Origin of the sequence: Pseudenemella bisphenolivorans (assembly GCF_051133435.1) — a bacterium.
GTDB lineage: Bacteria > Actinomycetota > Actinomycetes > Propionibacteriales > Propionibacteriaceae > JAAYAO01.
In genome coordinates, this window is record NZ_JBPGNY010000005.1 from 94,448 (window position 1) to 118,905 (window position 24,458).

At 65.7% G+C, this 24,458-nt stretch carries 26 protein-coding genes; 13 read left to right on the forward strand and 13 right to left on the reverse strand.

Annotated elements, in window-relative coordinates; genetic code table 11:
- Positions 1-79: 79 nt before the first annotated feature.
- Entirely contained in the window at positions 80-577 is a 498-nt protein-coding gene (locus ACR4XW_RS12705) for a GNAT family N-acetyltransferase (protein ID WP_434760929.1), read from the forward strand.
- A gap of 26 nt (positions 578-603) precedes the next feature.
- Here ACR4XW_RS12705 and ACR4XW_RS12710 read toward each other — a convergent pair whose 3' ends face one another.
- The 5 genes from ACR4XW_RS12710 to ACR4XW_RS12730 all read right to left on the reverse strand — a co-directional run bounded on the left by ACR4XW_RS12710 (position 604) and on the right by ACR4XW_RS12730 (position 6,514).
- Positions 604-1,809: a hypothetical protein gene (locus ACR4XW_RS12710; RefSeq protein ID WP_434760930.1), complete on the reverse strand. Its 1,206-nt coding sequence runs from the start codon at positions 1,807-1,809 to the stop codon at positions 604-606.
- 105 nt (positions 1,810-1,914) lie between these two features.
- The gene (locus tag ACR4XW_RS12715; RefSeq protein WP_434760931.1) at positions 1,915-3,522 is read right to left on the reverse strand and encodes a flavin-containing monooxygenase; all 1,608 of its coding nucleotides are present in this window, start codon (positions 3,520-3,522) and stop codon (positions 1,915-1,917) included.
- Between the two features lies 1 nt (position 3,523).
- Complete coding sequence (locus ACR4XW_RS12720) at positions 3,524-4,468, reverse strand: alpha/beta hydrolase (protein WP_434760932.1); 945 nt, start codon at positions 4,466-4,468, stop codon at positions 3,524-3,526.
- 194 nt (positions 4,469-4,662) lie between these two features.
- Positions 4,663-5,046: an MmcQ/YjbR family DNA-binding protein gene (locus tag ACR4XW_RS12725; protein WP_434760933.1), complete on the reverse strand. Its 384-nt coding sequence runs from the start codon at positions 5,044-5,046 to the stop codon at positions 4,663-4,665.
- 31 nt (positions 5,047-5,077) lie between these two features.
- Complete coding sequence (locus tag ACR4XW_RS12730) at positions 5,078-6,514, reverse strand: NAD-dependent succinate-semialdehyde dehydrogenase (RefSeq protein WP_434760934.1); 1,437 nt, start codon at positions 6,512-6,514, stop codon at positions 5,078-5,080.
- Between the two features lie 103 nt (positions 6,515-6,617).
- On the opposite strand from ACR4XW_RS12730, the gene ACR4XW_RS12735 reads away from it, so the two are divergent.
- Positions 6,618-7,442 (forward strand): alpha/beta fold hydrolase, encoded by an 825-nt coding sequence (locus ACR4XW_RS12735; RefSeq protein ID WP_434760935.1) that lies wholly within the window; start codon positions 6,618-6,620, stop codon positions 7,440-7,442.
- An 83-nt stretch (positions 7,443-7,525) separates the two neighbouring features.
- On the opposite strand, the gene ACR4XW_RS12740 is transcribed toward ACR4XW_RS12735, so the two are convergent.
- Both ACR4XW_RS12740 and ACR4XW_RS12745 read right to left on the reverse strand, forming a co-directional pair.
- Positions 7,526-8,431 (reverse strand): VOC family protein, encoded by a 906-nt coding sequence (locus tag ACR4XW_RS12740; RefSeq protein ID WP_434760936.1) that lies wholly within the window; start codon positions 8,429-8,431, stop codon positions 7,526-7,528.
- A gap of 162 nt (positions 8,432-8,593) precedes the next feature.
- On the reverse strand, positions 8,594-9,511 hold the full coding sequence (locus ACR4XW_RS12745) for a VOC family protein (RefSeq protein WP_434760937.1): 918 nt from the start codon (positions 9,509-9,511) through the stop codon (positions 8,594-8,596).
- Between the two features lie 251 nt (positions 9,512-9,762).
- Here ACR4XW_RS12745 and ACR4XW_RS12750 point away from each other — a divergent pair, with 251 nt between their 5' ends.
- The 4 genes from ACR4XW_RS12750 (at position 9,763) to ACR4XW_RS12765 (ending at position 13,987) form a co-directional block, all read left to right on the forward strand.
- On the forward strand, positions 9,763-10,608 hold the full coding sequence (locus ACR4XW_RS12750; RefSeq protein WP_434760938.1) for an alpha/beta fold hydrolase: 846 nt from the start codon (positions 9,763-9,765) through the stop codon (positions 10,606-10,608).
- 88 nt (positions 10,609-10,696) lie between these two features.
- Positions 10,697-11,281 (forward strand): flavin reductase family protein, encoded by a 585-nt coding sequence (locus ACR4XW_RS12755; protein ID WP_434760939.1) that lies wholly within the window; start codon positions 10,697-10,699, stop codon positions 11,279-11,281.
- A gap of 113 nt (positions 11,282-11,394) precedes the next feature.
- Complete coding sequence (gene thrS / locus ACR4XW_RS12760; protein WP_434760940.1) at positions 11,395-13,419, forward strand: threonine--tRNA ligase; 2,025 nt, start codon at positions 11,395-11,397, stop codon at positions 13,417-13,419.
- A gap of 22 nt (positions 13,420-13,441) precedes the next feature.
- Positions 13,442-13,987: an HIT family protein gene (locus ACR4XW_RS12765; protein WP_434760941.1), complete on the forward strand. Its 546-nt coding sequence runs from the start codon at positions 13,442-13,444 to the stop codon at positions 13,985-13,987.
- 1 nt (position 13,988) lies between these two features.
- Here ACR4XW_RS12765 and ACR4XW_RS12770 read toward each other — a convergent pair whose 3' ends face one another.
- Positions 13,989-14,576 carry a PGPGW domain-containing protein gene (locus ACR4XW_RS12770; protein ID WP_434760942.1) on the reverse strand — a complete coding sequence of 196 codons (588 nt, stop codon included), beginning with the start codon at positions 14,574-14,576 and terminating at the stop codon, positions 13,989-13,991.
- Positions 14,577-14,612: 36 nt separating this feature from the next.
- Entirely contained in the window at positions 14,613-16,139 is a 1,527-nt protein-coding gene (locus ACR4XW_RS12775; RefSeq protein ID WP_434760943.1) for a helix-turn-helix domain-containing protein, read from the reverse strand.
- Positions 16,140-16,293: 154 nt separating this feature from the next.
- Between ACR4XW_RS12775 and lpdA the strand changes: the two genes are divergently transcribed.
- From lpdA to ACR4XW_RS12795, 4 genes are all read left to right on the forward strand, one after another.
- Positions 16,294-17,691 (forward strand): dihydrolipoyl dehydrogenase, encoded by a 1,398-nt coding sequence (gene lpdA, locus ACR4XW_RS12780; RefSeq protein WP_434760944.1) that lies wholly within the window; start codon positions 16,294-16,296, stop codon positions 17,689-17,691.
- A gap of 13 nt (positions 17,692-17,704) precedes the next feature.
- Complete coding sequence (locus tag ACR4XW_RS12785; protein ID WP_434760945.1) at positions 17,705-18,559, forward strand: DUF1206 domain-containing protein; 855 nt, start codon at positions 17,705-17,707, stop codon at positions 18,557-18,559.
- A complete protein-coding gene (locus tag ACR4XW_RS12790; protein ID WP_434760946.1) occupies positions 18,556-18,996 on the forward strand; it encodes an NUDIX domain-containing protein in 441 nt (146 codons plus the stop codon). The genes ACR4XW_RS12785 and ACR4XW_RS12790 overlap by 4 nt, the downstream gene beginning before the upstream one ends.
- 61 nt (positions 18,997-19,057) lie before the next feature.
- Positions 19,058-19,990 (forward strand): ferredoxin family protein, encoded by a 933-nt coding sequence (locus ACR4XW_RS12795; RefSeq protein ID WP_434760947.1) that lies wholly within the window; start codon positions 19,058-19,060, stop codon positions 19,988-19,990.
- Positions 19,991-20,022: 32 nt separating this feature from the next.
- Here the strand turns inward: ACR4XW_RS12795 and ACR4XW_RS12800 are convergent, their stop codons facing one another.
- Positions 20,023-20,415 carry a YchJ family protein gene (locus tag ACR4XW_RS12800; RefSeq protein ID WP_434760948.1) on the reverse strand — a complete coding sequence of 131 codons (393 nt, stop codon included), beginning with the start codon at positions 20,413-20,415 and terminating at the stop codon, positions 20,023-20,025.
- A 132-nt stretch (positions 20,416-20,547) separates the two neighbouring features.
- Here ACR4XW_RS12800 and ACR4XW_RS12805 point away from each other — a divergent pair, with 132 nt between their 5' ends.
- A complete protein-coding gene (locus ACR4XW_RS12805) occupies positions 20,548-20,832 on the forward strand; it encodes an acylphosphatase (protein WP_434760949.1) in 285 nt (94 codons plus the stop codon).
- Positions 20,833-20,835: 3 nt separating this feature from the next.
- Here ACR4XW_RS12805 and ACR4XW_RS12810 read toward each other — a convergent pair whose 3' ends face one another.
- Complete coding sequence (locus ACR4XW_RS12810; RefSeq protein ID WP_434760950.1) at positions 20,836-21,417, reverse strand: isochorismatase family protein; 582 nt, start codon at positions 21,415-21,417, stop codon at positions 20,836-20,838.
- 103 nt (positions 21,418-21,520) lie between these two features.
- Here ACR4XW_RS12810 and ACR4XW_RS12815 point away from each other — a divergent pair, with 103 nt between their 5' ends.
- On the forward strand, positions 21,521-22,144 hold the full coding sequence (locus tag ACR4XW_RS12815) for a pyridoxine/pyridoxamine 5'-phosphate oxidase (RefSeq protein ID WP_434760951.1): 624 nt from the start codon (positions 21,521-21,523) through the stop codon (positions 22,142-22,144).
- A 122-nt stretch (positions 22,145-22,266) separates the two neighbouring features.
- Here the strand turns inward: ACR4XW_RS12815 and ACR4XW_RS12820 are convergent, their stop codons facing one another.
- Together ACR4XW_RS12820 and ACR4XW_RS12825 are read right to left on the reverse strand one after the other, a co-directional pair.
- Positions 22,267-22,833 carry a GrpB family protein gene (locus tag ACR4XW_RS12820; RefSeq protein ID WP_434760952.1) on the reverse strand — a complete coding sequence of 189 codons (567 nt, stop codon included), beginning with the start codon at positions 22,831-22,833 and terminating at the stop codon, positions 22,267-22,269.
- A gap of 76 nt (positions 22,834-22,909) precedes the next feature.
- Positions 22,910-23,677, reverse strand: a complete 768-nt coding sequence (locus ACR4XW_RS12825) for a TspO-related membrane protein (protein ID WP_434760953.1) — start codon at positions 23,675-23,677, stop codon at positions 22,910-22,912.
- A gap of 100 nt (positions 23,678-23,777) precedes the next feature.
- On the opposite strand from ACR4XW_RS12825, the gene ACR4XW_RS12830 reads away from it, so the two are divergent.
- On the forward strand, positions 23,778-24,359 hold the full coding sequence (locus ACR4XW_RS12830) for an STM3941 family protein (protein ID WP_434760954.1): 582 nt from the start codon (positions 23,778-23,780) through the stop codon (positions 24,357-24,359).
- Positions 24,360-24,458: the final 99 nt, after the last annotated feature.

The window sequence follows — 24,458 nt, forward strand, 5'->3', positions numbered from 1 at the left end:
ATTGGGCCCGGACGGCGTGTCAAGGGTTTCGGTGGAAAGGGCGATCCACCGTGTGGCAGGGATTGCTACGGTTCTTGGCATGCGAGTGGTGCGCGTTCACGGTGAGAAGGACTGGCCCCAGTGGGTTGCGGTGCGAGAGGCCGGCTTGGCCGACACCAGCGACTACACCCCGCCGATCGCACCGGATTGGGCGCAACTGTCGCTGCAGCAATGGCGGGACATGCTCAACGACCCGGACGCATTGAAGGTGCTGATTCTCGACGATGACCGCCCGGTCGGGGTGGTGCGAGGAGTTCGGGACGGCACCTGGGCGCTGCTGCATTCCCTGTGGGTGGCGCCCGACCTGCGCGGCCGGGGCCTGGCCGGCCAACTCGTCGAGGCCGTCGAACAGTGGGCTCACGAATGGGGTGCCCGGTACGTGATGCTGTCGGTCGGACCCGACAACGAACCGGCCCTGACCCTGTACCGCCGGTACGGCTTCGTCGAAGCCGGGATACCGGGTCACTGTCGTGCCGACGGAGTCCGTGAGGTCATCTACCGCCTGGATCTGCAGGACCGGACACCACCATCGTCATAGTTCGACGCCGCGCAACCGGCCCTCGCTCACCAGTGCACCCGCTGCTGGAAGGCTGCCCGGCGATCGCGCAGAACCTGTTCGCGCTGTTCGGGTGAGATCCGAACGGTGTCGTCGGGGAGTTCGTCCAACACCTCACTGACCTTCACCACTCGGCCGGAGGGCATGGGAGTCGAACTGGCCTCGGTCCATCGGCCCTGGACGATGCCGGTGGGGTAGCCGGCTGTGTCCAACCAGTTCTGTACGCCCGGGTCACGCTGTGACACCACCACCCGCAGCTTGCCGTCGGAGTTCACGTGCCACTGCGACCCGTTGAGGCTGCTGTGATTGTTCACCCAGTCGATGGTTTCGAAGACCTCGTTGGCCAACAACAGTGATGCGTAGAGATGCGACTCGGGGTAGTCGCACTCGATGATCAGGGCTTCGTCCTCGGCCAGATCGAACACCGTTTCGTAGTAGAACTGCCCGGTCAGCCCACCGAAACCGCCGACCACGTCCCATTCCTTGAAGACGCCGTTGACGGCGCCTTCGCTGCGCACCTGCTCCACGTGGTCGAGCAGGAGGGTGGCCTTGAACATCGTTTGCCTCACGAGAGCACGCATCCGACGGGAGAGCTCGGCAGCCTCGGGCCGGGGACGGGCAACCGGGATGTCGACGCGCTCGACCGAGATGACGGCATCACGTTCGTTGGCCCAGTCGTAGGCCATCTGGCGAAGCAGCAGCGCATTCGCCTCCGGATGGAGTTCTCGCCAATCACCGTGGTAATCGTCCGGTTTCTCGGGGCTCAGCAGTAGGTCGAACTCACCGTCGGCACCCAGGGTCAGTTCATGCAGGTCGTAGAAGGTTTCGGCACGGATCTGCCCGGCCTTGGCCGGGCTCGTACCCATGGCGCCGAGCCGGGAGATCCGCATCGAGCCGACCCGGCCGCGAAGCCGATAGGAGCCACCGGGAGTGATGACGGCCCGTCGGTACAAGGTGTCGGCATTGGGTTGGTGGATGTTGAGCACCTCGTTGAGGGCAGGAAGGAAAACGGGATGGTCGCCATCCGCCGCGACGGCCTCCAAGCAGGCCGAGGCGATGGCTTCGAGCAGCAGGCGACCGGCTTCGTGCTGGATTTGCGGCTCGTGGCGGACGCTCTCCGGCAGCTTCTCCAGCATCTGGGCGGCGAGGTCCCGCCATCCGCCCAGAACCTCGTCCCAGATCGTCAGAAAGGGGTCAGTGGTCGATTCGGTCACGGCGAGTACCTTCCTTCGGGAGTAGCTCGGACCCTAGGCGGTTACCGTCCGTCGACGGACGAAACGGCCGATGGTCGGGAATGGCACTCAACGGGATCGCCGGCACTACGCCTCCAGGCGGAATCCCCGAAGATCATCGTCCAGCACCTCATTGCACAACTCGCGATATCGGTGGAGCCCGCCCATGTACATCATCGCCTGACGTTTCTTGCCGGGAACGTTCGCACCGCTGTACCAACTGTTGGCCCGGGGGTAGAGCGTCTTGTTGAATTCCTCTTCCACCTGGTCGAACCACCAGTGCTCATGGCCGGGGTCCGCCTCGATCAGCGTGTGTCCGTCGGCGCGCATCCTGGACATCGTCGCAACGGTCCAATCCACGTGCTGCTCGATGGCGGGGAACATGTTGACGATCACCGAGGGACTCTGCGGGCCGGTCAGCATGAACAGGTTCGGGAAACCGGCGGTGGCGATACCCAGATAGGTGTGCACCCCGTCGGCCCACGAGTCCTTCAGCGTCTCTCCTCCCCGGCCTCGCAGGTCGATGCGAGTCAGAGCTCCGGTCAGGTTGTCATAGCCGGTGGCCATCACGAGGGCATCGAGTTCGTAGGTGTGCTCGGCGGTCTGGATGCCGTCGGGGGTGAACCTGAGAATCGGCTCCTCGGGCAGGTTGACCAGGTGCACGTGGGGCTGGTTATAGGTGGCCCAGTAGTCGGTGTCGGTGATGATCCGCTTGGTACCGATCGGGTACGTGGTGGGAGTGAGCTTGCGCGCGGTTTCGGGGTCTTCGACGATTTGGTGCAGCTTGCCGCGAACGAAATCGGACATGATCCGGTTTGCCTCGGGGTCGTGCCTGATATCGGGGAAGGCCGAGATGAACAGGTTGCCGCCGAGCTTCCAGTTGCGCTCCATCAGAACCGTGCGTTCCTGTTCGCCGAGCTCGGTCAGGAGGTGTCCGGGCAACATCGCATTGTGTCCGGAATACGAGGCGTCCGCACGCTCCATGATCTCGTCATGAAACCTGCGCGCATACTGAATCTCGTCGGCGTACAGGGGGCGGTTGCGGGCCGGAAGCGTGTAGGCCGGCGTGCGCTGGAAGACCACCAGTTCCTCGGCCACCTTGGCCAGTTCCGGAATCACCTGCACGCCGGAGGAACCCACCCCCATCACGCCCACACGTTTACCGCTGAAATCAGGATTCTCGGCCGGCCAGCGACCGGTGTGGTAGACCTCGCCGCGGTACTCGGTGACGCCTTCGTAGTCGGGCAGTTGCGGCGCCGAGATCGATCCCGAACCCGCCACGATGAACCGCGCCGTGACCGACGTGCCGGACGCGGTGTCCACGGTCCACAGATGGTTCTCCTCGTCCCAGACCGCCCGGACGATGGGCTCACCGAAGGAGAACTCCTTGCGCACGTCCAGACGGTCGGCGACCCACTCGGCATAGGACAGGATCTCGGGTTGGGTGGCGTAACGCTCACTCCACGTCCACTCCCGGACCAGTTCGGGGGTGAACCGATACTGGTATTCGAGGCTTTCCACGTCACAACGTGCCCCGGGATAGCGATTCCAATACCAGGTTCCGCCGACGCCTTCGCCGGCCTCGAACCCGCGCAGGCTGAAGCCGTGCTCGCGAATGAGGTGGACGGCGTAAAGCCCGGCGAATCCGGCGCCGATCACCACCGCGTCGACTTCCGGGGTCTTTCGTCCGGTCATCTCAGCCTTCCGAAGGGCTGCTGAAGGCGCGCCCGATGGCGGCGTGCAGGTCGGCGATCTGGCGCAGGGACACCTGGGCAGTGGGAGCCATCGACGCCGACCCGTGGAAGGTGCCCGGGTACATGTGCAACTCGGTGAGTACCCCGGCGTGAGCCAGTCTGCGCGCGTATTCCATGCCCTCATCGCGCAGCGGGTCGAACTGATTCACGGTGATGAATGCCGGCGGTAGACCGCTGAGGTCTTCGGCACGGTTCGGTGCGGCGTACGCGGGGGCGTCGGACGTCTCGCCGAGGTAGTGACGCCAACTCGCCTCGGCGTTGGTGCGATGCCACACCAGGCTGTCGGTGTAATCGGTCGCCGACTCGGTGGTGCCGCGATCATCGGTCACCGGAATGTCGAGCAACTGGAAACAGAAACTGCCACCCTCATCGCGCACTCGCTGCGCCAGGCCGGCCGCCAACGCCCCACCGGCGCTTTGACCGCCCACCGCGATCCGGCCCGGATCCACGCCCAGTTCGGCCGCGTTGTCACGTAGCCATGAGTAGGCCGCGTAACCGTCGTCGAGCGGGCCGGGGTAGTGGGTCTCAGGGGAGAGCCGGTACTGCACCGAAACCGCCACGGCATCGTTGCCGGTGACGATCGGCTCCAGGAACGGCAGGCTCTCGCGTGCGTCGCCCAGCACGAACCCACCCCCGTGGAACCACAGAAGCGCGGGACGATCCCCGTTCCCGGACTTGGTGCGCAGCACATGCACCTCAACCGCGGGTGCACCCTCGACACCGGGCACCTCGTGCACCGAGTACTCGGTGTTCTCACCGGGATTCCACACCGGTTTCTGCTTGCCGAACTCCAGCAGCATCTCGCGGGTCTGATCAACCTTGGTGGCATCCACCGGGGGAGCGTAGGGGACGAACGCCGCCACCTCACGGTCGTAAGTGAAGGACATACCTGCCGCCTTTCGTCGTTGACGAGCCGTCTGGTGAATAAACACCTAATGCGGCTACTTGCGCGACTGTCAACGGAACGTCTCGAAGGACTCGAGGATTTCCCGATCACCGGGAGAATGTCGCTGCAACAGTCAAAGGCCGCCCGGATCGGGGAGGCTCCGCCGGGCGGTGTGCCACTCGGTACGACGGCGTCCTATCGGGAGTCCAGTTGCTGGATCAGACGTACTCCGGCGGTGTTGCGGTAGGAAGCGTCGATGAGCTCGGTGACTTCGTCCCAATCGACGTCGCCGTCGGTCAGATTCAGGGCGAGCCAACCGAACGGGCCCCAATAGCCGGGGACGTGAAAACGACCGTCCTGCAACAGAGCTTCACGCTCATCGGTGTCGGGCATGAACACCACCGAGTGATCCAGCAGGTCGCTGTCGTGGTCGCCCTTGACGTGCGCGCCGTACATCGCGAACACCTTCTTGGTGAACCAGGTGGGGGAGCCGTGGCTCAGCTTTTCCTGCGCGCCCGGAAAGGACAGCGCGATCTCGCGTACCCGGGGCAACAGTTCGCCCACCTCGGTCGGGTTCATGGGCTCAGGCTAGTGATCCCGGACGGGTGGGTCACCACTGGGCGGCGATGTACTTCGTTTCCAGGTACTCCAGCAGCCCTTCGTGTCCACCCTCGCGGCCCAGACCGCTTTGCTTCCAGCCGCCGAAGGGTGCCGCCGGGTCGGAAACAACACCACGGTTGATGCCGACCATGCCGACCTCCAATCGCTCGGCCACCGATAGTGCCTGTTGCAGGTCACCACCGATGACATAACCGACCAGCCCGAAGATCGTGCCGTTGGCCACGGAGACCGCCTCGTCCGGATCGTCGAAGGCAACAACCGGTGCGACCGGGCCGAAGATCTCCTCCTGCACACACCGCGCGTCGGCGGGTACGTCCACCAGGACGGCGGGGGAGAGGCACGCACCCCGGTCACCGACGGGTTCGCCACCGGTGAGCAGCCTTGCCCCGCGATCGGTCGCATCGCGAATCAGCTCCAACACCTCGTCGCGAGCCTTGGTGTTGATCAACGAACCGAGCTGTACGCCGTCGTCCAGGCCGTGACCGACCCGCTGCGCGGCAAACTTCTCGGCCAACCGCTCGGCGAATTCCTCGGCGAGCGAGCGATGCACGTGGAACCGGTTCGCCGCGACACAGGACTGACCGATATTGCGCAGCTTGGCCACCACCGCGGCCTCGACGGCCACATCCAGATCGGCATCGGCCAGCACCAGGAAGGGGGCGTTGCCACCCAGTTCCATCGAGGTGCGCAGCACTTGGTCGGCAGCCTGATGCAGCAGGGCGCGCCCCACCTCGGTGGAGCCGGTGAACGACAGTTTGCGCAGCCGTGGGTCGGCCAGCAGAGGTTCGGTCAGGGCGCCGGACGAACTGGTGCTCACCACGTTGACCACCCCGTCCGGCACACCGGCGTCGGCGAACACCCGGGCCAGGGCGAAGGCGGTCAGCGGCGTCGCACTTGCCGGCTTGAGGATCGTGGTGCACCCGGCCGCCAGCGCAGGGCCGATCTTGCGGGTGGCCATCGCCGCCGGAAAGTTCCACGGGGTGACCAGCAGCGACACCCCGACCGGCTGCATCCGGGTCAACATCCGGTACTGCCCACCCGGTGCGGTCACCAGGTTGCCGTTGGCACGCACCGCTTCCTCGGCGAACCAGCGCAGAAACTCCGCGGCATAGTCCACCTCGCCGCGGGCCTCGTCCAGCGATTTGCCCATCTCGGTGGTGATCGTGCGCGCCAAATCCTCGCGGCGCTCACCCATCAGTTCGAAGGCCCGGCGCAACACCTCACCGCGTTCCCGCGGCGGGGTGGCGGCCCAGTCGGGTCCGGCATTCTGGGCGGCGTCCAGAGCGGTGAGTCCGTCGGCGGCCGATGCGTCGGCAACCCGGCCGATCACCTCGTCGGTGGCCGGGTCGGTGACCTCGAAGGTCTCCCCGGACGAGGCCGGCACCCATCGTCCACCGATGAACAGGTCTTCTTCGACTACCGACATCGCACACCCTCCTGTGTCACGCGGTGCGGAACGACGTCCCCGTGGTGATCACCGCACTTCTAGTCTGACGGTGACGGTCAGCGACGAGAAGAAGGGGCCCACGATGAGCGACAATCCCGAGATCGGTCACAGCGTCACCACCGGTGACATCGTCACGAACTATCACGACATCGGCAGCGGTTCGCCGTTGTTGCTTCTGCACGGCTCGGGGCCCGGGGTGAGCGCCTGGGCCAACTGGCGGCTGGTCATCGACCGGCTCAAGGATCGGTACCGGATCATTGCCCCCGACCTGGCCGGCTTCGGCTATTCCCAGGTGCCCGAGGGCATCGAATACAGCCGCGAACGGTGGCTCACCCAGATCGTCGATCTGCTCGATGCACTCGAGCTCGACAGCGTCGACGTGGTGGGCAACTCCTTCGGCGGATCGATGGCGCTCGCGCTGACCATCGGTCATCCACAGCGGGTGCGCCGGCAGATCCTGATGGGCAGCGTCGGGGTGCCGTTCAAGATCACCGACGGGCTGGACGAGGTGTGGGGTTACACCCCCGACCCGGCCAGGATGGGTGATCTGATGCGCAACACTTTCGCCTACAACGCCGACATGATCACCGACGACATGGTGCAACTGCGGTACGAGGCCAGCATGCGTCCGGGCACCCGCGAGGCCTACGAGAGCATGTTCCCCGCGCCGCGGCAGCGCTGGGTGGACGCGATGAGCCACGACTTCGCCGACATCCGTGCAATCGAGCACACCACGCTGATGGTGCACGGCCGCGACGACAAGGTGATCCCGCTCAGCACGTCGCTGACCCTGAACGAGTTGATCGTCGATTCCCGGATGCACGTCTTCGGCCGCTGTGGGCACTGGACCCAGATCGAACACACCGACGCCTTCTGCCGGGTGGTCGACGACTTCCTCTCGGAGTAACGCCGCACGCAGCAACGCCGACGGCAACGAAGAGGCCCGCACCCCAATCGGGATGCGGGCCTCGAACGTTCAGCGGGTGGTGGTCACTGACCCATCACGCCGAGCGGCTCCGAACCCGACCAGTCGTGACCCCAGTAGGAGTCCGCGGTGATCTGCTCGGAGGTGTAGAAGTCCTCGTCGACCTCGATGCCGTCGTAGCCGTACTCGATGTCCCAACCACCCGGGGCGCGGGTGTAGAAGGAAACCATCTTGTCGTTGGTGTGCCGACCCAGGGTCGACGACAGGGTGAAGCCCTCCTTGGTGGAACGCTCCAGGGCGCGGCCGACCTCGTCGAGGGTTTCGACCTCCATCATGATGTGCACCAGGCCGGGGCCGTAGGCCGGGGCCGGCATGGTGGCGAGGGTGTGGTGGCGGCGGTTGGTGGAGGCGAAGCGCACGTACATCGGCGGGACGCCGGGCGGGGTGATCTTGAACGCGCCGCGCGGCAGGAAGCCCAGGACCTCCTGGTAGAAGCGGTCGTGCTCGTTGGGGTCGGTGACCGGCATCACGACGTGGCCCAGACCGAGCTGGCCGGTCCGGAAGCGGGTGCCGTACTTGTTGCCCAGCGGGTCGTGGTTCAGCACCGGGCCGAAGTAGATCTCCACCGGGTGACCCGAGGGATCGGTGAACCGGAAGCCGCCCTCGACGCGCCGGTCCTCGATGTCTTCCAAGGTCAGGTCGGAGACGTCCTTGCCGTCAGCGACGACGGCTTCGCGGACGCGCTGCAGCGCGTACTGGTCGCGGACCTCCCAGCCCACGATCTGCACCTTGTCCTCGTCGCCGGGGACGATGATCAGGCGGGCCGCACGCTCGTCCATCCGCAGGTACAGAGCATCGGGGTTCGGGCCGGAGCCTTCACCCAAGTCGAGGACCTCGAACGCCAAGTGGCGCCACCGGTCGATGTCGGTGGTGGAAATGGTGACGTAGCCGAGCCCCTTGATTTCGGACATGCATACTCCTCGCAACGATGTCTACACCCCCGTCGACGACGGGTGGGTCGCTGTCAGCCTACGGAGGCGCCGGAAACGCTCCGGGCTTGTCTCCCGGTCACTGGGAGGTGAGGCGGCACTGTCTTCGGCCCGGTCGCAACGGGCCGGATCGGACGTGGCCGGTCAGCTCTGTGCGGGCGGGGTGAACACCGCCAGCGGGGAGGATCCGGAGCCGTCGTGACCCCAGTACGAATCGGCCGAGATCTGCTCGGAGGTGTAGTAGTCCTCGTCGATCTCCATACCCTCACAGCCGTACTCGATGTCCCAGCCGCCGGGGGTGCGCACGTAGAACGACACCATGTGGTCGTTGGTGTGCCGACCGAGGGTGATCGACAGCTCGAAACCCTCCTTGTGCATCCGGTCCAGCGCCCGGCCGACCTCGTCGAGGGTTTCGACCTCCATCATGATGTGCACCAGGGCGGGGGAGTGGGTGCCGGCCGGCAACGTCGCCAGGGTGTGGTGACGGCGGTTGGTGGAGGCGAAGCGCACGTACACCGGCGGTACCCCGGCGGGGGTGATCCGGTAGGCGCCACGGGGCAGGAAGCCCAGGACTTCCTGGTAGAAGCGGTCGTGTTCGACCGGGTCGGTGATCGGCACCACGACGTGGCCCAGGCCGAGGTGACCGGTCTTGAAACGCGTGCCGTACTTGTTGCACAGCGGATCGTGGTTCAGCACCGGGCCGAAGAAGATCTCCACCGGGTGACCGGACGGATCGGTGAATCGGAAACCGCCCTCGACGCGCCGATTCTCGATCTCTTCCAGCGACATGTCGGTGACCTGACAGCCATCGGCGACCAGGGTCTCGCGCAGCCGGGCCAGAGCGTACTGGTCACGCACCTCCCAGCCGATCACCTGCACCCGATCCTCGTCCCCGGGCTGCACGATCAACCTGGCGGCCCGCTCGTCCATCCGCAGGTAGAGGGCATCGGGGTCGGGGCCGGAGCCCTCACCCAGGTCGAGCACCTCCAGGGCCAGTACCCGCCACCGCTCCATCTGTGCGGTGGACACGATGACGTACCCGAGTCCCTTGATCTCCGACATGTTTACCCCTTGGCGTTCGGTGCGGGCCCGTCGCGGTGGACGACTCCGTCTGTGGGCACGTGACTTCGCAATGCCCTGGCTGGACAGGCTATGAATCGGCCGCTGTCGCCCGCGTTCGACCTCCCAATGAGCGGGAGGGGGACCGCGCCGAGCGACAGCGGCTGGTTACGTACTGAGTGCCCGCCCGTCCGGGAACTTTCACGGTTCTGCGCCGGTGCGGAGCCCCCGTTGCCAACCGAAGGATGTTTGCGATGACCCCCGAGCCCGCTGCGATCGACCGCGAGACCGGCAAGATCACCCCCGCCGGCACCTACTACGACGAAGCCGGCTCCGGTGAGGCGGTGGTGCTGCTGCACGGCTCCGGCCCCGGGGTGAACGGCTGGTCGAACTTCGGTGGCAACTTCGAGGTCTTCGCCGAGAAGTTCCGCACCCTGGTACCCGACATGCCCGGTTTCGGCCGCTCCAAGTGGGTCGATCTGGACCGGATCTATCCCGAGATCGCCGCCGAACAGATGGTGCGGTTCATGGACGAGGTGGGCGTGGACAAGGCCCACCTGGTCGGCAACTCGATGGGTGGCTACGTCGCGGTGCAGATGGCCCTGGAGTTTCCCGACCGGGTGAACCGGATGGCCCTGATGGGCCCCGGTGGACTGGCCGCCCCGCTGTTCCTGCCCTTCCAGAGCGAGGGTTCACGGCGGCTGTTCGACTTCTTCGCCAACCCCAGCAACGAAACCATGGAAGCCTGGGTCGACACGATGGTCGGCAACCGGGCGGTGGTTACCGACGAGCTCATCGAGCAGCGCACCCGGCGTGCCCTCGAGCCGGGCATGATGGAGCAGGCCCAGCGCATCTTCGCCTCGATGCGCGAGCACGCCGGCAAGCACACCGCGCCGTGGAAGCGGGCAACCGAACTCAAGCACGAGACCCTGATGATCTGGGGCCGCGACGACCGGATGCTGCCCTACGAACAGGCTCACTTCGCCTTCCGGCAGTTGCCGAATGCCGAACTGACGGTGTTCTCCAACTGCGGGCACTGGGCGATGATCGAGCAGAAGGAAGCCTTCGAGCGTGTGGTGATCGAGTACTTCACCCGTTGAGGTCCGCACCACAACCGGTGCCTCGTCCCCGGCCGGGTGGATGCGACAATGGCTCACGCCCCCGGCCGCCAACGATAGGAACCTGACCATGGCCGACGATCGCATCGTCGATATGCACGAGTTCACCAGCAGGCAACTGCGCGACGTGTTCGGGCGCTTCTGCACCGGCGTGGCCGTGGTGGCCTCGACCGTCGACGGCGTGCCGGCCGGTTTCGTGATCCAGTCCTTCGTGGCCCTGTCGCTGGAGCCGCCCCAGATTCTGATCTGCCCGATGAAGACCTCACGGTCGTGGGCGAAGATCGAACCGGCCGGGTCGTTCTGTGTCAGCATCCTGGCCGAGGACCAGGAAGAGATCTCCGGCACCTTCGGCGGCAAGGCCGAGGACAAGTTCGCCGGCATCGAATGGGAACCGAACCTGCACGGCAATCCGCGCATCCCCGGGGCGCTCGGCTACGTCGACTGCACGATCTCGCAGGTGGTCGACGGTGGTGACCACTGGATCGTGATCGCCCGGGTCGACGGCCTCGGTGAGCCGGTGGATGACCAGCGTCCGTTGCTGTTCTACCGCGGCGCCTACCTGGAGATCGAGCCCGGCGTGGTCGAGCCCGAGCCCGAGCACGAGAACGTCAGCGCGTTCCTGACCGCGCACGACTACCGCGACGTCTGGCTCTGACCAACATCATCGTGTGACATCTTGTTCGCCCCTCGAACACAACGTCACACGATCTTCGGCGTGACGACGCGCGCGCCGAGCAGCCGCGACCCCCACAGCCCGTAAGTGGCATGATGGAGAACGCTGCAATCGAAAGGAACAGACCCGTGTCCATCACCATCACCCAGCCCGGCGGTGCCGATCCCATCGTGCGCGAAGAGCTCGATGCGACCACTACCGGCCTGGACCTCTACGGCGACGATCGTTCGGTCGTGGCCTGCCGGGTCGATGGGGAGGTGCGGGACCTGCATCGTCCGTTGGAAGCCGACGGCGATTCGGTGATCGAGCCGGTGCTGATCGACTCGGACGAGGGCCTGGCGATTCTGCGACACTCCTGCGCCCACGTGGCCGCCCAGGCCGTCCAGGACAAGTTCGGTGACGCGAAACTGGGCATCGGCCCGCCGATCACCGACGGTTTCTACTACGACTTCGCGGTGTCCGAGCCGTTCACCCCCGAAGACCTGACCGACCTGCAGAAGCGGATGACCCGCATCATCAAGGAGCGGCAGAGCTTCGTGCGCCGGGTGGTGAGCGATGACGAGGCCCGGGTGGAGCTGGTCGATGAGCCGTTCAAGCTGGAGTTGATCGCCGACAAGGGGTCGGCCTCCGACGACGATGGTTCCAGCGTCGAGGTGGGTGCCGGTGACCTGACGATCTACGACAACGTCCGCCGCGACGGTGAAACGGCCTGGAAGGACCTGTGCCGCGGCCCGCATGTGCCGCACACCGGCTACATCAACCAGGCCGCCTTCGCCCTGATGCGCACCTCGGCCGCCTACTGGCGCGGCGACCAGGCCAACCAGCAGCTGCAACGGCTGTACGGCACGGCCTGGCCGACCAAGGAGGAATACCAGGCCTACCGCACCCGGTTGGAGGAGGCCGCCAAGCGCGATCACCGCAAGCTGGGCGTCGAGCTCGACCTGTTCTCGTTCCCCGAGAACGTCGGCCCCGGCCTGCCCGTGTTCCACCCCAAGGGTGGGGTGATCAAGCGTGAGATGGAGGACTACGTCCGCCGGCGTCACATCGAGGCCGGGTTCCAATACGTCGGCACCCCGCACATCGCCCGCGAGGACCTGTTCTACACCTCGGGCCATCTGCCGTATTACGCCGACGACATGTTCCCCGCCTTGGACGACGACGGACAGATGTATCGCCTCAAGGCGATGAACTGCCCGATGCACAACGAGATCTTCCGCTCGCGGGGTCGGTCGTACCGCGAACTGCCCCTGCGGTTCTTCGAGTTCGGCACGGTGTACCGCAACGAGAAGTCGGGTGTGTTGCAGGGCCTGACCCGGGTGCGTTCGATCACCCAGGACGACTCGCACTCCTACGTGACCCCCGAACAGGCCCCGGACGAGATCAAGCACCTGCTGGACTTCATCCTCAGCTTGCTGCGCGACTTCGGGATGGACGATTTCTTCCTGGAACTGTCCACCCGTGACGACAAGCACAAGGACAAGTTCATCGGCAGCGACGAGGAATGGCAGACCGCGACCGAGGTACTGCAGCGCTGTGCCGACGACACCGGGCTGGAGGTCGTGCCCGATCCCGGTGGTGCTGCCTACTACGGGCCGAAGATCTCGATCCAGGCCCGGGACGCGATCGGGCGTAGCTGGCAGATGTCGACGATCCAGTACGACTTCAACATGGCGCGCCGGTTCGAACTGGAGTACACCGCCGCCGATGGTTCGCGGCAGTGCCCGGTGATGATCCACTCGGCGAAGTTCGGGTCGATCGAACGGTTCATCGGTGTGCTGGTGGAGCACTATGCCGGGGCGTTCCCGGTGTGGCTGTCCCCGGTGCAGGTGGTTGGCATTCCGGTCGCCGGGGAGTTCACCGAATACCTGGACAAGGTGGCCGAGCAGCTGCGGGCCGCCGGGGTGCGCATCGAGGTGGACAACTCCGATGACCGGATGCAGAAGAAGATCCGCAACGCCCAGAAGCAGAAGGTGCCGTACATGCTGATCGCCGGCGCCCAGGACATCGAGGCCGGCGCGGTGTCCTTCCGGTATCGCGATGGCACCCAGAAGAACGGGGTGCCGGTGGCCGAGGCGATCGCCGAGATCACCAACGCGATCGAGCAGAAGCTGCAGGTCTGAGCGACTACGAGGGGGTGGGGTGATGGAGACCGAGGACTCGCAGCAGTTCGTCGGTGAGTCCGACGGTCTGGAACGGCTGTGGACCCCGCACCGGATGGTCTATATCGGCGGGGAGAACAAACCCAACGATGCCGACCCCACCTCCTGTCCGTTCTGCCGGACCCCGCAGATGGACGACGAGCAGGCTCTGATCGTGCATCGGGGCGAGAGCTGTTTCGTGGTGCTCAACCTCTACCCGTATTCGCCCGGCCACCTGTTGGTGTGCCCGTACCGGCACGTGCCCGATTACACCGATCTGGACGTGGCCGAGACTGCGGAGTTCGCCCACCTCACCCAGACCGCGATGTCGGTACTGCGCGAGGTGTCGTCGCCGCACGGGTTCAACCTGGGCATGAACCAGGGTGCGGTGGCCGGGGCCGGGATTGCCGCGCACCTGCACCAGCATGTGGTGCCGCGCTGGACCGGGGATGCGAACTTCTTCCCGATCATCGCCCAGACCAAGGCCGTCCCGCAGTTGCTCGGCGACACCCGCGGGCTGATCGCCGACGCGTGGGCCAAGCGGGTCTGAATCACTCCACCCCGGGCAGTTGCAGCAACCATTCCCGGGCCCACTCGGGCACCCACGCCGGGATTCCGACGATCACCAGGCCGACGTACCAGATCAGCCAGATCACCATGAAGAAGGCCAACAGGATCAGCAGCTTCCAGCGCCAGCGCATGCCCCGGTACTGGTGCACCTTGCGCTTGAACCACACCGCGAGGCGTTGGGCCCACTCGAACTCCGACGACCAGACCGCCAACCCGAGCAGCACCAGCGGAATACCGCCGGGGCCGGGCAGTGGGCCGGTGATCGGCCCGGCGATGATCAGCAGGCCACCCAGGATGCCGACCCCGAGTCGGTAGAAGAAGGCCTTGCGCGGATCCTCCCGGATCTTGCGCCGCCACTCCCAGCGGTCGTCGGTTTTGTCCAGCAGCAGTGGCACGTCACCGTCGGACCGCACTCGGGGCAGATGCAGGTGCGGATGGTGGGACCAGCCGTGCTTCTTCGGCTGGTCGGCACTGTGGATCCCGCCCGACGCGTCGGTTTCCGCCGACGTGTCGGTGGTGGCGGGCTCGTCGATCTTGTCGGTCGGCGGGGTCGGCTCCTCGGCGGCCATATTTGTCCGATCGGGGTGGGTGGACGCGAGGGCGGATCAGTCCCCGAAGACCTGAATGTCGGCGCCCAAGGCGTTCAGACGATTGGCCAGATCTTCGTAACCACGGTTGATCACATAGACATTGCGCAGCACCGACTCACCCTTGGTGGCCAACATCGCCAGCAGCAGGCACACCGCCGGACGCAGAGCCGGCGGGCAGACGACCTCCTCGGCCCGCCACCGGGTGGGCCCGGTGACCATCAATCGGTGCGGGTCCATCAACTGCACATCGGCGCCGAGCTTGCTGAGCTCGACCAGATGGATCGCGCGGTTCTCATACACCCAGTCGTGAATCAGGGTGCGGCCCTTGGCCTCGGCGGCGATCACCGCGAAGAAGGGCAGGTTGTCGATGTTCAACCCGGGGAAGGGCATCGGGTGCACCTTGTCCGGCGGGGACTTCAACTCCGCCTCGTGCACGGTCAGATCCACCAACCGGGTGTGGCCGTTGCGCGAGAGATACTCGGCCGAGCGGGAGATGTCGGCCCCCATCTCCTTGAGGATCTCCAACTCGATCTCGAGGAACTCGATCGGGCTGCGGGTGATGGTGATCTCGGAGTGGGTGAGCAGAGCGGCGGTGATCAGGCTCATCGCCTCGATCGGATCCTCCGACGGGTAGTACTCCACGTCGGCGTCCAGCACCTCCTTGCCGCGCACCCGCAGGGTGGTCGAGCCGATGCCGTCGATCTCCACGCCCAACTGCTGCAGGAACACGCACAGGTCCTGGACCATGTAGTTCGGCGAGGCGTTGCGGATGATGGTTTCGGCCGGGGTCATCGCAGCGGCCATCAACGCGTTCTCGGTGACGGTGTCGCCGCGTTCGGTGAGCACGATCGGGGTGTCGGTGCCTCGCTTGGCATCGACCGAGGCCCGGTAGAGCCCGTCGGTGGCCAGCACCTCGAGGCCGAAGTGCCGCAGCACCTGCAGGTGCGGTTCGATGGTGCGTGCACCCAGGTCACAACCGCCGGCATAGGGCAGGCTGAAGCTGTTGAACTCGTGCAACAGCGGGCCGAGGAACATGATGATGCTGCGGGTGCGGCGGGCGGCGACCTGATCCATCGCCGACAGATCCAGTTCGGCCGGACGCACCAGTTCCAGGGAACTGCGGTCGGGGCTCCAGGTGGCGCGCATCCCGATGCTGGTGAGCACCTCGACGATGCGGTTGACTTCCTCGATCTGGGCGATGCCCTTCAGCACGGTCCGTCCGCGGTTCAGCAGCGAGGCACACAGCAACGCGACGGCGGCGTTCTTCGACGAACGCACCGCGATCGAACCGCTGAGTCGGTTGCCGCCGTTGATCCGCAGATGGGTGGGGCCGTGGCCGGCCGGGGTGATGATTTCCTGGTCGAGCGCGACCGCGATGCGGTTGATGGTGTCCAGGCTCAGGTTCTGGTTGCCCGATTCGATGCGATGGATGGCTGATTGGCTGGTACCCAGTTTCTCGGCCAATTGGCTCTGGGTGAGGCCGCGATGCTTGCGGGCGTCGCGGATCAGATTGCCAACCCGGTCAGGTGTCGTCTCAGTCACCCGTCCAGCCTACGTCATATGTCATATAGGAGATAAAGGCCGGGTGGGGTGGGGAGTGTCGGGTGCAGCCAAGTGGTGCGACCAATCTCGATGAAGCAGGTGCCGCGATGAACCCATCGTGTGATGGACGCCGCGGGCCAATAGAGTATGGGTCATGAGCACTCACTTTGATGTCGTGGTTCTGGGCGCGGGCCCGGGCGGATACGTTGCGGCGATTCGTGCCGCCCAACTGGGCCTGTCGACGGCCATCGTCGAGAAGCAGTGGTGGGGTGGGGTGTGCCTGAACGTGGGCTGTATCCCCACCAAGGCGCTGCTGCGCAATGCGGAGTTGGCTCATATCTTCAACGCCGAGGCCGACACCTTCGGCATCTCCGGTGACGTGTCCTTCGACTACGGCAAGGCGTTCTCCCGCAGCCGCGCGGTCTCCGACCGGATGGTCAAGGGCATCCACTTCCTGATGAAGAAGAACAAGATCACCGAACTGGACGGCTGGGGCGAGTTCGTCGACGCGAACACCATCAAGGTCAGCGGCGGCAAGGACGAAACCACCGTGACCTTCGACAATGTGATCATCGCCACCGGTTCGGTGACCCGGATGGTGCCCGGGGTGGAGCGCAGTCAGAACGTGGTCACCTACGAGGAGCAGATCCTCGACGACCAGGTGCCCGGCAGCATCGTGATCGCCGGTGCCGGCGCGATCGGCACCGAGTTCGCCTATGTGCTGGCCAACTACGGCGCCAAGGTCACCATCGTGGAGTTCCTCGACCGGCTGGTGCCCAACGAGGACCCCGAGATCAGCCGCGAACTGGCCAAGGCCTACAAGAAACTCGGTGTCGACGTGCTCACCGCCACCAAGGTCGAGCAGGTCGAGGACACCGGCTCCGGCGTCCGGGTCACCGTCAGCCCTGCAGACGGTGGGGAACAGAAGGTCATCGAGGCCGACCGACTGCTGTCGGCGATCGGGTTCGCCCCGCGCACCGAGGGCTACGGTCTGGAGAACACCGGGGTGGAGTTGACCGACCGCGGCGCGATCGCGATCGACGACTACATGCGCACCAACGTCGACCACATCTACGCCATCGGCGATGTCACCGCCAAGCTGATGCTCGCCCACACCGCCGAGGCTCAGGGTGTGGTGGCGGCCGAGACGATCGCCGGGGCCGAGACGATGGCGATCAACTACGACATGATCCCGCGTGCGACCTACTGCCAGCCGCAGATCGCTTCCTTCGGCTACACCGAGGACAAGGCCAAGGAGCTGGGCTACGACGTCAAGGTGTCGAAGTTCCCCTTCCAGGCCAACGGCAAGGCCTGGGGCCTGGGCGATGCGACCGGTTTCGTGAAGATCGTCGCCGACGCCACCCACGGCGAACTGCTGGGCGCCCACATGGTCGGCCCCGACGTCACCGAACTGCTGCCGGAACTGACCCTGGCGCAGATGTGGGATCTCACCGCCGAGGAAATCGGACGTAATATCCACGCCCATCCCACGCTGTCGGAAGCAATGAAGGAGGCTGCCGAGGGCATCTCGGGGCACATGATCAACTTCTGAAACGGAGCCCGACATGGTTGATGGCGACGACGTGCGTCAGGCCCGCGACCAGGCCGAGGAAACCGGCAAGAGCGCCGGCCGGGCGGTGGAACAGAGCAAGGCTTACCGCTGGCTGGTCACCGTGGGGTTGATTTGCTACGGCATCGTGCACCTGCTGATCGCCTGGGTCGCGGGCCAACTGGCTCTCGGCGGGTCCAGCGGGGGAGAGGAGGCTTCGTCCAGCGGAGCCCTGCGCAGCCTGGCGCAGCAGCCCTGGGGTGAGGTGCTGATGGTGGTGATCGCAATCGGTTTCGGCACCCTGGTGATCTGGCAGCTACTGCAGGCCCTGTTCGGCCACCACGAGTTCGAGGACAAGAAGCGGATCCGGAAACGTCTGGCCTCGGCCGGCAAGGTGATCCTGTACGGAGCACTCGGGTTCAGCGCGGTGCGGCTGGCCACCACCGGCGATGACGGCGGTGGCGGCACCGAGGAATCACTCACCGGAAAACTGATGGGTATGCCCTTGGGGCGGATCTTGGTGATCGTCGTCGGCGTGGTGGTGATCGCGGTCGGGATCAGCATGATCGTCAAGGCGGTGCGACAGAAGTTCACCGAAGAACTGAACACTCGTCCCGGCACCGGGGCCCGCGTGCTGGGCACCTTGGGCTACATCGCCAAGGGCATCGCGATCGGGGTGGTGGGCGCGCTGTTCGGTTGGGCGGCGATCACCTTCGACCCGGACAAGGCCGGCGGCACCGACGAGGCCCTGCGCACGATCCTGGAACAGCCCTTCGGCACCTTCCTGCTGCTGGCGGTGGCCCTGGGCTTCGCCGCCTACGGGCTGTACTGCTTCTACTGGTCGCGCTACCCGAAGACCACCGCCGCATGACCCGCCCGGCGAAACTCGTCGTGGGGGCGGTCGTGGTCGACCGGCTGGACGCACCCACCAAGGTGCTCGCCACCCGACGGGCCCACGGCACCCTGTCGGGGATGTGGGAGTTCCCCGGCGGCAAGGTCGAGGAGGGGGAAGACCCGATCGATGCGCTGCGCCGCGAACTGGACGAGGAACTCGGCCTGACCCGGGTGCGCTTCGGCGACGAGGTCAGTGGCCCCGACGCCGGGGGTGGCTGGCCGATCACCCACGGCTGGTCGCTGCGGGTGTGGCTGGCCGAGGTCGACCACGAGGTACACCCGGGCCCGGCCCACGATCAGGTCGCCTGGCAGGACCTGCCCGAGCTGGGGGACCTCGACTGGTTGCCGGCCGATGTGGCGATCGTGCAGGAGGTGCAGCGGGTGCTCGGCGAGGAGCCCGTGGCTGGGCAGTGAGCTGGTCCCAGTGCCCCGAAGTGAACTACGGCCCCGGCCGACGACTGGCTAGGCTGGTCGAATGACCCCCGCACCCCCGTTGGCCGAATCGTGCTCGATGCTGCACGAGGGTGCCCGCGTCCCGGCGGTCGGCACCGCAGCGCGGGCGGTGGCCTGGGTCGCCCTGGAACAGAACGGTGCCTGGGGACGACTCGCGCCGACCCAATCACATCTGGACCCCGAACTGGGGGCGACCCTGGAGGACCGCGCCGCCCGCATCGGTGCCCGGATCGCCCTGCTGCGCAACCCGGGCCAGCACGCCGACGTCGCCGAGGAACCACGCCGGGTGTACCTCGCCGGCGGGTTGGACGCGACCCCGTGGATGCTCACCGGTTCGATCGATGACCCGGCCCGGTTGTTGGACTTCGACTGGGCCTTGTTGACCGCCCCCACCCCCGATGGACTGTTGGCCGCACTGCCCGAACTGTCGGTGGCCACCGAGCCGGTGTTGCTGGTGTGCACCAACGGTAAACGCGACCTGTGTTGTGCCCTGCGGGGCCGTCCGGTGGCGTTGGCGGCCGCGGAACAACGTCCCGGAATGGTGTGGGAAACCAACCACACCGGGGGACATCGGTTCGCGCCCACCGGGGTGATGTTGCCCTGGGGGCTGACCCTGGCCCGGCTCGACCCGCAGTTGGCCGTGCTGGCGATCGATGCCGCCCGACGCGAGGAGTTCGCCCCGGCACTGCTCAACGACACCCACAATCGGGGCCTGTCGGGGCTGGCGCCGATTGCCCAGTCGGCCGAGCATTACATCCGGCAACTGGTCGGTGAACTGCGGCTCGGGGTGTTCCGTACCCAGGTGCGTCACGACGGCTTGGTCGAGGTGGCTCGTCCGGGTGGGCACACCTGGCTGGTGCAGGTCGAGGAACGCGGCAACTGGCCGGACCTACCGGCCTCCTGCGGCAAGGACCCGGTCGCGGTGAGCGACTGGCACATATCGGTAGTGCGCTGAGCTGTACTACTACCCAGCTACTGTTTTACTGTTCAACTACTGGTGCTGTGCAGGCCGCCGACGTAATACCAGCGTTGATCGACCATCGTGAACCTGCTGCGTTCGCGCAGGACTCCTTCATCGGCGGGGGAGCACCAGGTGGCGGAGAACTGCACGATGCCCTCGGTGTCCCACGCCTTGCCCGCCTCGGTGTGCTCGATCGTCAGCCCGGTCCACACGGTGTTCGTGTCCAGGTCGATCCGATCCGGACGGGTGCTGGGATGCCAGGTGTCGAGCAGATACTGCTCCAGGCCCAAGGCAAAGGCGCTGTAGCGCGAACGCATCAAGGTCACCGCCATCGGGGCCGGGCGTCCCTGGTGGAAACGCTCGCAGCAGTCGGGGTAGGCCCGAAGGGTGTCGCAGGGGCAGGGGTGCGGAGTGGTCATCGCTCCGCCTGGCTGCCGGGATCGGTCATGACGCCAAGCCTAGGCCGTCGCGGTTGTGACGGAGTGGTGAACTTCTGGCTACAGGCGGAACTCATCCGTGACCACAGCGATCCGGCGGGGTACTTTCGACTTATGGGTGACTTGGAAACGGTGCGGTTGAAGGCGATTGTGTACGGGCACGTCCAGGGTGTCGGTTTCCGTTGGTTCGTGCAGTCGCAGGCCCGGCCGCGGGGTTTGTTGGGCTATGCGCACAATCTGCTGGACGGTTCGGTCGAGGTGGTCGCCGAAGGTACCCGCGAGAATCTCGGTCAGTTGCTCGGATCGATCCGTGGGGGAGCCGGGCCCGGCCAGGTGACCAAGGTCGAAACCGAGTTGAGCGAAGCCCAGGGTGAGTTCAAGGGCTTCTCGATCGGCTGAGGCTCAGTTGCTCACCGCACCGACCACCTCGACGCCCGCTGCACGAAGCTCGGCGAGAGCTTTCTCGGTGGTTTCGGCGGCCACGCCGGCACACAGATCGAGCAACACCCGTACCTCCAGACCTGCAGCCCTGGCGTCCAAGGCGGAAGCCCGCACGCAATGATCGGTGGCCAGGCCCACCACATCCACCTGCTTGATGTCGGCCTCGTTGAGGGCTTCGAGGAGGCGATCACCTTTGTCGGTGGTGCCCTCGAATGCCGAATAGGCCGGGATGCCCTGGCCCTTGCGGACATGCACATCGACCGGCTCGGTGTTCAGCGCCGGATGGTATTCCGCGCCTTGCGTGCCGGCCACACAGTGCGGCGGCCAAGTGTCGACATAGTCGGGGGAGTCGGAGAAGTGGCCGGAGTTGTCCGAATCTGCGTCGTGCCAGTCGCGTGAGGCCGTGATCAGCGAGTAGTCGTCGCCGTGTTCCTCCAGATGTTGGGTGATGCCGGCCGCCACCGCGCCGCCGCCGGCCACAGCCAGGGAGCCGCCCTCGGTGAAGTCGTTCTGAATGTCGACGATCAGCAGTGCGCGTGTCATGTGCCCATCATGACCGACGCCGCATGGTTCGGGTAGGAGTCGCGGTGGGTTACTGTGTTCTTAGTTGAAACTTGAAATAGTAGTTGAAGGTAGCCTTCGGGGCATGAGCATCGCCGACCGGCTGCGTGAGATTCCGTCCCTGACAGGTGCGGCGCCCACGTTCGATCTGGAAAACCTGCCCGGTGAACCGGTGGCCTTGTTCCATGCTTGGCTGGAGGAAGCGTTGGGTCGGCAAGTGCCCGAACCCCATGCCGTGACTCTTGCCACCGTCGACGCCAACGGCGTACCGGATGCGCGGACACTGATCCTCAAGGACGTCGATGACCGGGGTTGGGCCTTCGCCGGCACGGCTTCGTCACCCAAAGGACGCCAACTGGCGGCCAACCCCGTGGCGGCCCTCGACGTGTACTGGCAGCCGCTGATGCGCGCGGTGCGTGCTCGAGGCGAGGTCGTGGAAGCATCACCGGCCGAGTGTGAAGCCGATCTCGCTGCGCGCAGTGAAGCGGCGCGAGTTGCAGTGGCCGAGGGTGATTGGCGTCTGTGGCGCTTGTGTCCGACCCGGGTGGAGTTCTTTCAGGCCGCGACCGATCGACGCCACCTGCGAGTGGTCTACACAGCAGAGTCTGATGGCTGGTCGATCAGTGTGATGCGGGGCGAACAGGCCCCAAGTCGTACGCCCGCAGTCGACCTTGGCGGGAGTAGGCATGGTTCTGGCGCCTGCCGCTGACACATGGCCGATAATCAACATTATGACATTTCGTTAAACCTGGTATCGCCATGGTTCTTCCCTTTGGGCTGCGGCGTTGTACTCCCCTGGCGAAACCACGAGTACGCGATTGATCCGGCGCATCACGCGTCCGGATCGTCGCGATCGAAAGACTGCTGGTTGAGGCGCAGGATCTGGTCGCGGTCGTCCTCGCTCATTTCGGCCTCAGCGAGAATTCGTTGAAGGGTCGGAGATTTCGCGTCGAGGTAGGTGTCGATATCCATCTCCGGGTCGGCGGCCAAGGCCAGCTTCACGTCCCCGTACTCGTCGCGAAGATCCGGGCGTTTTCGCAGCACATCACGAACCGCAAGGTGGTTCCGTAGGTTCAGGCTGCCGTCGGTGCACACATAGACGTTGCGCTTCGGGTTCTCGTCGGGCGGGAAGAAGGCTTCCCGGCCTGCAATCCCGAGATCGCCGCGGTGTACGTAGCCGATTGCCTCGAGGGCCGCGATCGCTGCCGGCACTTCTCCACTGTCGACAATTATGTCGATATCGATAACCGGTTTGGCGGCAAGTCCCGGCACCGAGGTCGAACCCACGTGCTCGACCAGTGCACTGGTCATCCCGGCGACGGCTCGCCTCAGGTCGGCGGCAACGAGTTCGAACTGTTCGGGCCACGACTCCGAATACGGCACCACTTCGACAGGCATCGGGTCACGCTAGCAGCGCTCTCCCCCGGGCTCCGGCGCAAGCCCTGGACAACTCCAGGACGAAGGCCTCGGCCTACTAGACCTGAGCCTTGCGAAAAACCGGCGGTGCAGCCAGCACGGCGAGCGCAGCCACAACCGCACCGACGCCGATGATCACGGAATTGGGCTCATCGAGCAGCCGAGCCACCGCGATCCAGCCGAGCCCCCAGGCGATCGCCACCGCCACCGCCCAGCGGGCTCCCAGCTTGTATGCCAGAGCCACGCCGATGCCGGCGGCGACGGCCAATACCACCACCGCCAGAATCTGATCTGCCAGTGGGCCGATGCTCCAATCGTTCGCGGTTCCGGCCGCAGTGATGTTGGCGCAGATCGCCACGCACTGCCAGCCCAGGTAGAGCCCGAACGTCCCGTCGACCACGATCTTCTCCAGCAGCGAGTTCGCGCCGATCCTGGTGGCCCTCACCATCAAGATCGCCAATACCGCCACCAACACGGCGGAGACCAGCACGCTGACCCAGATCCAGTCCCGCTGGGTCACCAGCAACCACGCCGCATTCAGCGTCATCGACCATCCGGCCAGCCACCCGATGGCACGCTGCCGCTCGGATGCTCGCTGCTTCGGTAGCCATTGCCACACTACGTAGGCGAGCAGGCCGATGTAGATCACGGTCCAGATCGAAAAGGCCGTGGTACCCGGGGTCAACAGCGCGGCTTGGGTCGCGAAGTTGCCCGACATGGCGTCCTCAACCCGGGTACCGATCACGCCCACCCCCAGCAGGGTGCCGTAGATGCCGAACAGAGCGGAGGCAGTAACCCAGAGCTGACGCAACAGATCGCGATTCATGATCCCTCAGGGCGGGCTGGTTGGTGGGACCCGCCTCTCGACCCTACTGTGCCGACCCAACCCGTGCACGCGGATGCCCGGGCTCCTTTAGGGTGCGAGAATGCGCGAATTGGTGGCCAAGCCCTCGGCCGGACGGGTGGTCCTATGGGTCGGCGCCTCCATCGTGTTCACCATCGGCGGCATTCTCATGTTGTTCGCCGACCCGTGGTTCATCAAGCTGATCGGGGCGTTCTTCATCTTGTTCTTCGGGGTCGGCGGGGTCTTCGCGCTGATCCGAACGCGCAGGACCGGCATAACGTTCATCGCCGACGGGCACGGCCTCCACCCCGGTAACGGTGGCTTCGTGGCCTGGGAAAACGTCGGAGAGATCAGCGTCATCGTGCTCCGCGGAATCAACGCCTTACTCAAAGTCGAGATCCTCGACGTCCGGCCCTACCTCCAATCGCTCGACCCCGAACAACGTCGTCGGGCCGCGAGCCGTTTCGGTAACCGTGCCCTGGCTGATGTGGTGGAGCCAGGCGCTACCGAACGTGAAGGACCGGAAAGCATGGGCTGGGTCCGCACCGACGACCAGCGCTGCAGCCTGCAGTTCGCCTCCCTGGCCCTGAACCGGCCGGTCGCCGAATGGGCCGAAAGGCTATCGGCCTATCGTGACGAAGCCCTGCGCCGTCGCGGACACTGAAGCGCACCTGGCTTCCCCGGCAAGCCCCTGGCTTCCGGCCAATGCGCGGCGCTGCTAAAGCTTGTGAACTATCACGCCTAACGACGAAACAGTTCGGTG

What these genes read in the sequence shown, in the direction of transcription:
- ACR4XW_RS12745 (WP_434760937.1), bottom strand. Translation starts at nt 9,511, where the DNA reads ATGTCGGAGATCAAGGGACTCGGGTACGTCATCGTGTCCACCGCACAG.
- ACR4XW_RS12805 (WP_434760949.1), top strand. Translation starts at nt 20,548, where the DNA reads ATGGGTGACTTGGAAACGGTGCGGTTGAAGGCGATTGTGTACGGGCAC.
- ACR4XW_RS12725 (WP_434760933.1), bottom strand. Translation starts at nt 5,046, where the DNA reads ATGAACCCGACCGAGGTGGGCGAACTGTTGCCCCGGGTACGCGAGATC.
- ACR4XW_RS12830 (WP_434760954.1), top strand. Translation starts at nt 23,778, where the DNA reads ATGCGCGAATTGGTGGCCAAGCCCTCGGCCGGACGGGTGGTCCTATGG.
- ACR4XW_RS12765 (WP_434760941.1), top strand. Translation starts at nt 13,442, where the DNA reads ATGGAGACCGAGGACTCGCAGCAGTTCGTCGGTGAGTCCGACGGTCTG.
- ACR4XW_RS12705 (WP_434760929.1), top strand. Translation starts at nt 80, where the DNA reads ATGCGAGTGGTGCGCGTTCACGGTGAGAAGGACTGGCCCCAGTGGGTT.
- ACR4XW_RS12820 (WP_434760952.1), bottom strand. Translation starts at nt 22,833, where the DNA reads ATGCCTGTCGAAGTGGTGCCGTATTCGGAGTCGTGGCCCGAACAGTTC.
- ACR4XW_RS12750 (WP_434760938.1), top strand. Translation starts at nt 9,763, where the DNA reads ATGACCCCCGAGCCCGCTGCGATCGACCGCGAGACCGGCAAGATCACC.
- ACR4XW_RS12715 (WP_434760931.1), bottom strand. Translation starts at nt 3,522, where the DNA reads ATGACCGGACGAAAGACCCCGGAAGTCGACGCGGTGGTGATCGGCGCC.
- ACR4XW_RS12755 (WP_434760939.1), top strand. Translation starts at nt 10,697, where the DNA reads ATGGCCGACGATCGCATCGTCGATATGCACGAGTTCACCAGCAGGCAA.
- lpdA (WP_434760944.1), top strand. Translation starts at nt 16,294, where the DNA reads ATGAGCACTCACTTTGATGTCGTGGTTCTGGGCGCGGGCCCGGGCGGA.
- ACR4XW_RS12730 (WP_434760934.1), bottom strand. Translation starts at nt 6,514, where the DNA reads ATGTCGGTAGTCGAAGAAGACCTGTTCATCGGTGGACGATGGGTGCCG.
- ACR4XW_RS12735 (WP_434760935.1), top strand. Translation starts at nt 6,618, where the DNA reads ATGAGCGACAATCCCGAGATCGGTCACAGCGTCACCACCGGTGACATC.
- ACR4XW_RS12770 (WP_434760942.1), bottom strand. Translation starts at nt 14,576, where the DNA reads ATGGCCGCCGAGGAGCCGACCCCGCCGACCGACAAGATCGACGAGCCC.
- ACR4XW_RS12740 (WP_434760936.1), bottom strand. Translation starts at nt 8,431, where the DNA reads ATGTCCGAAATCAAGGGGCTCGGCTACGTCACCATTTCCACCACCGAC.
- ACR4XW_RS12790 (WP_434760946.1), top strand. Translation starts at nt 18,556, where the DNA reads ATGACCCGCCCGGCGAAACTCGTCGTGGGGGCGGTCGTGGTCGACCGG.
- ACR4XW_RS12720 (WP_434760932.1), bottom strand. Translation starts at nt 4,468, where the DNA reads ATGTCCTTCACTTACGACCGTGAGGTGGCGGCGTTCGTCCCCTACGCT.
- ACR4XW_RS12800 (WP_434760948.1), bottom strand. Translation starts at nt 20,415, where the DNA reads ATGACCACTCCGCACCCCTGCCCCTGCGACACCCTTCGGGCCTACCCC.
- ACR4XW_RS12815 (WP_434760951.1), top strand. Translation starts at nt 21,521, where the DNA reads ATGAGCATCGCCGACCGGCTGCGTGAGATTCCGTCCCTGACAGGTGCG.
- ACR4XW_RS12810 (WP_434760950.1), bottom strand. Translation starts at nt 21,417, where the DNA reads ATGACACGCGCACTGCTGATCGTCGACATTCAGAACGACTTCACCGAG.
- ACR4XW_RS12825 (WP_434760953.1), bottom strand. Translation starts at nt 23,677, where the DNA reads ATGAATCGCGATCTGTTGCGTCAGCTCTGGGTTACTGCCTCCGCTCTG.
- ACR4XW_RS12795 (WP_434760947.1), top strand. Translation starts at nt 19,058, where the DNA reads ATGACCCCCGCACCCCCGTTGGCCGAATCGTGCTCGATGCTGCACGAG.
- thrS (WP_434760940.1), top strand. Translation starts at nt 11,395, where the DNA reads ATGGAGAACGCTGCAATCGAAAGGAACAGACCCGTGTCCATCACCATC.
- ACR4XW_RS12785 (WP_434760945.1), top strand. Translation starts at nt 17,705, where the DNA reads ATGGTTGATGGCGACGACGTGCGTCAGGCCCGCGACCAGGCCGAGGAA.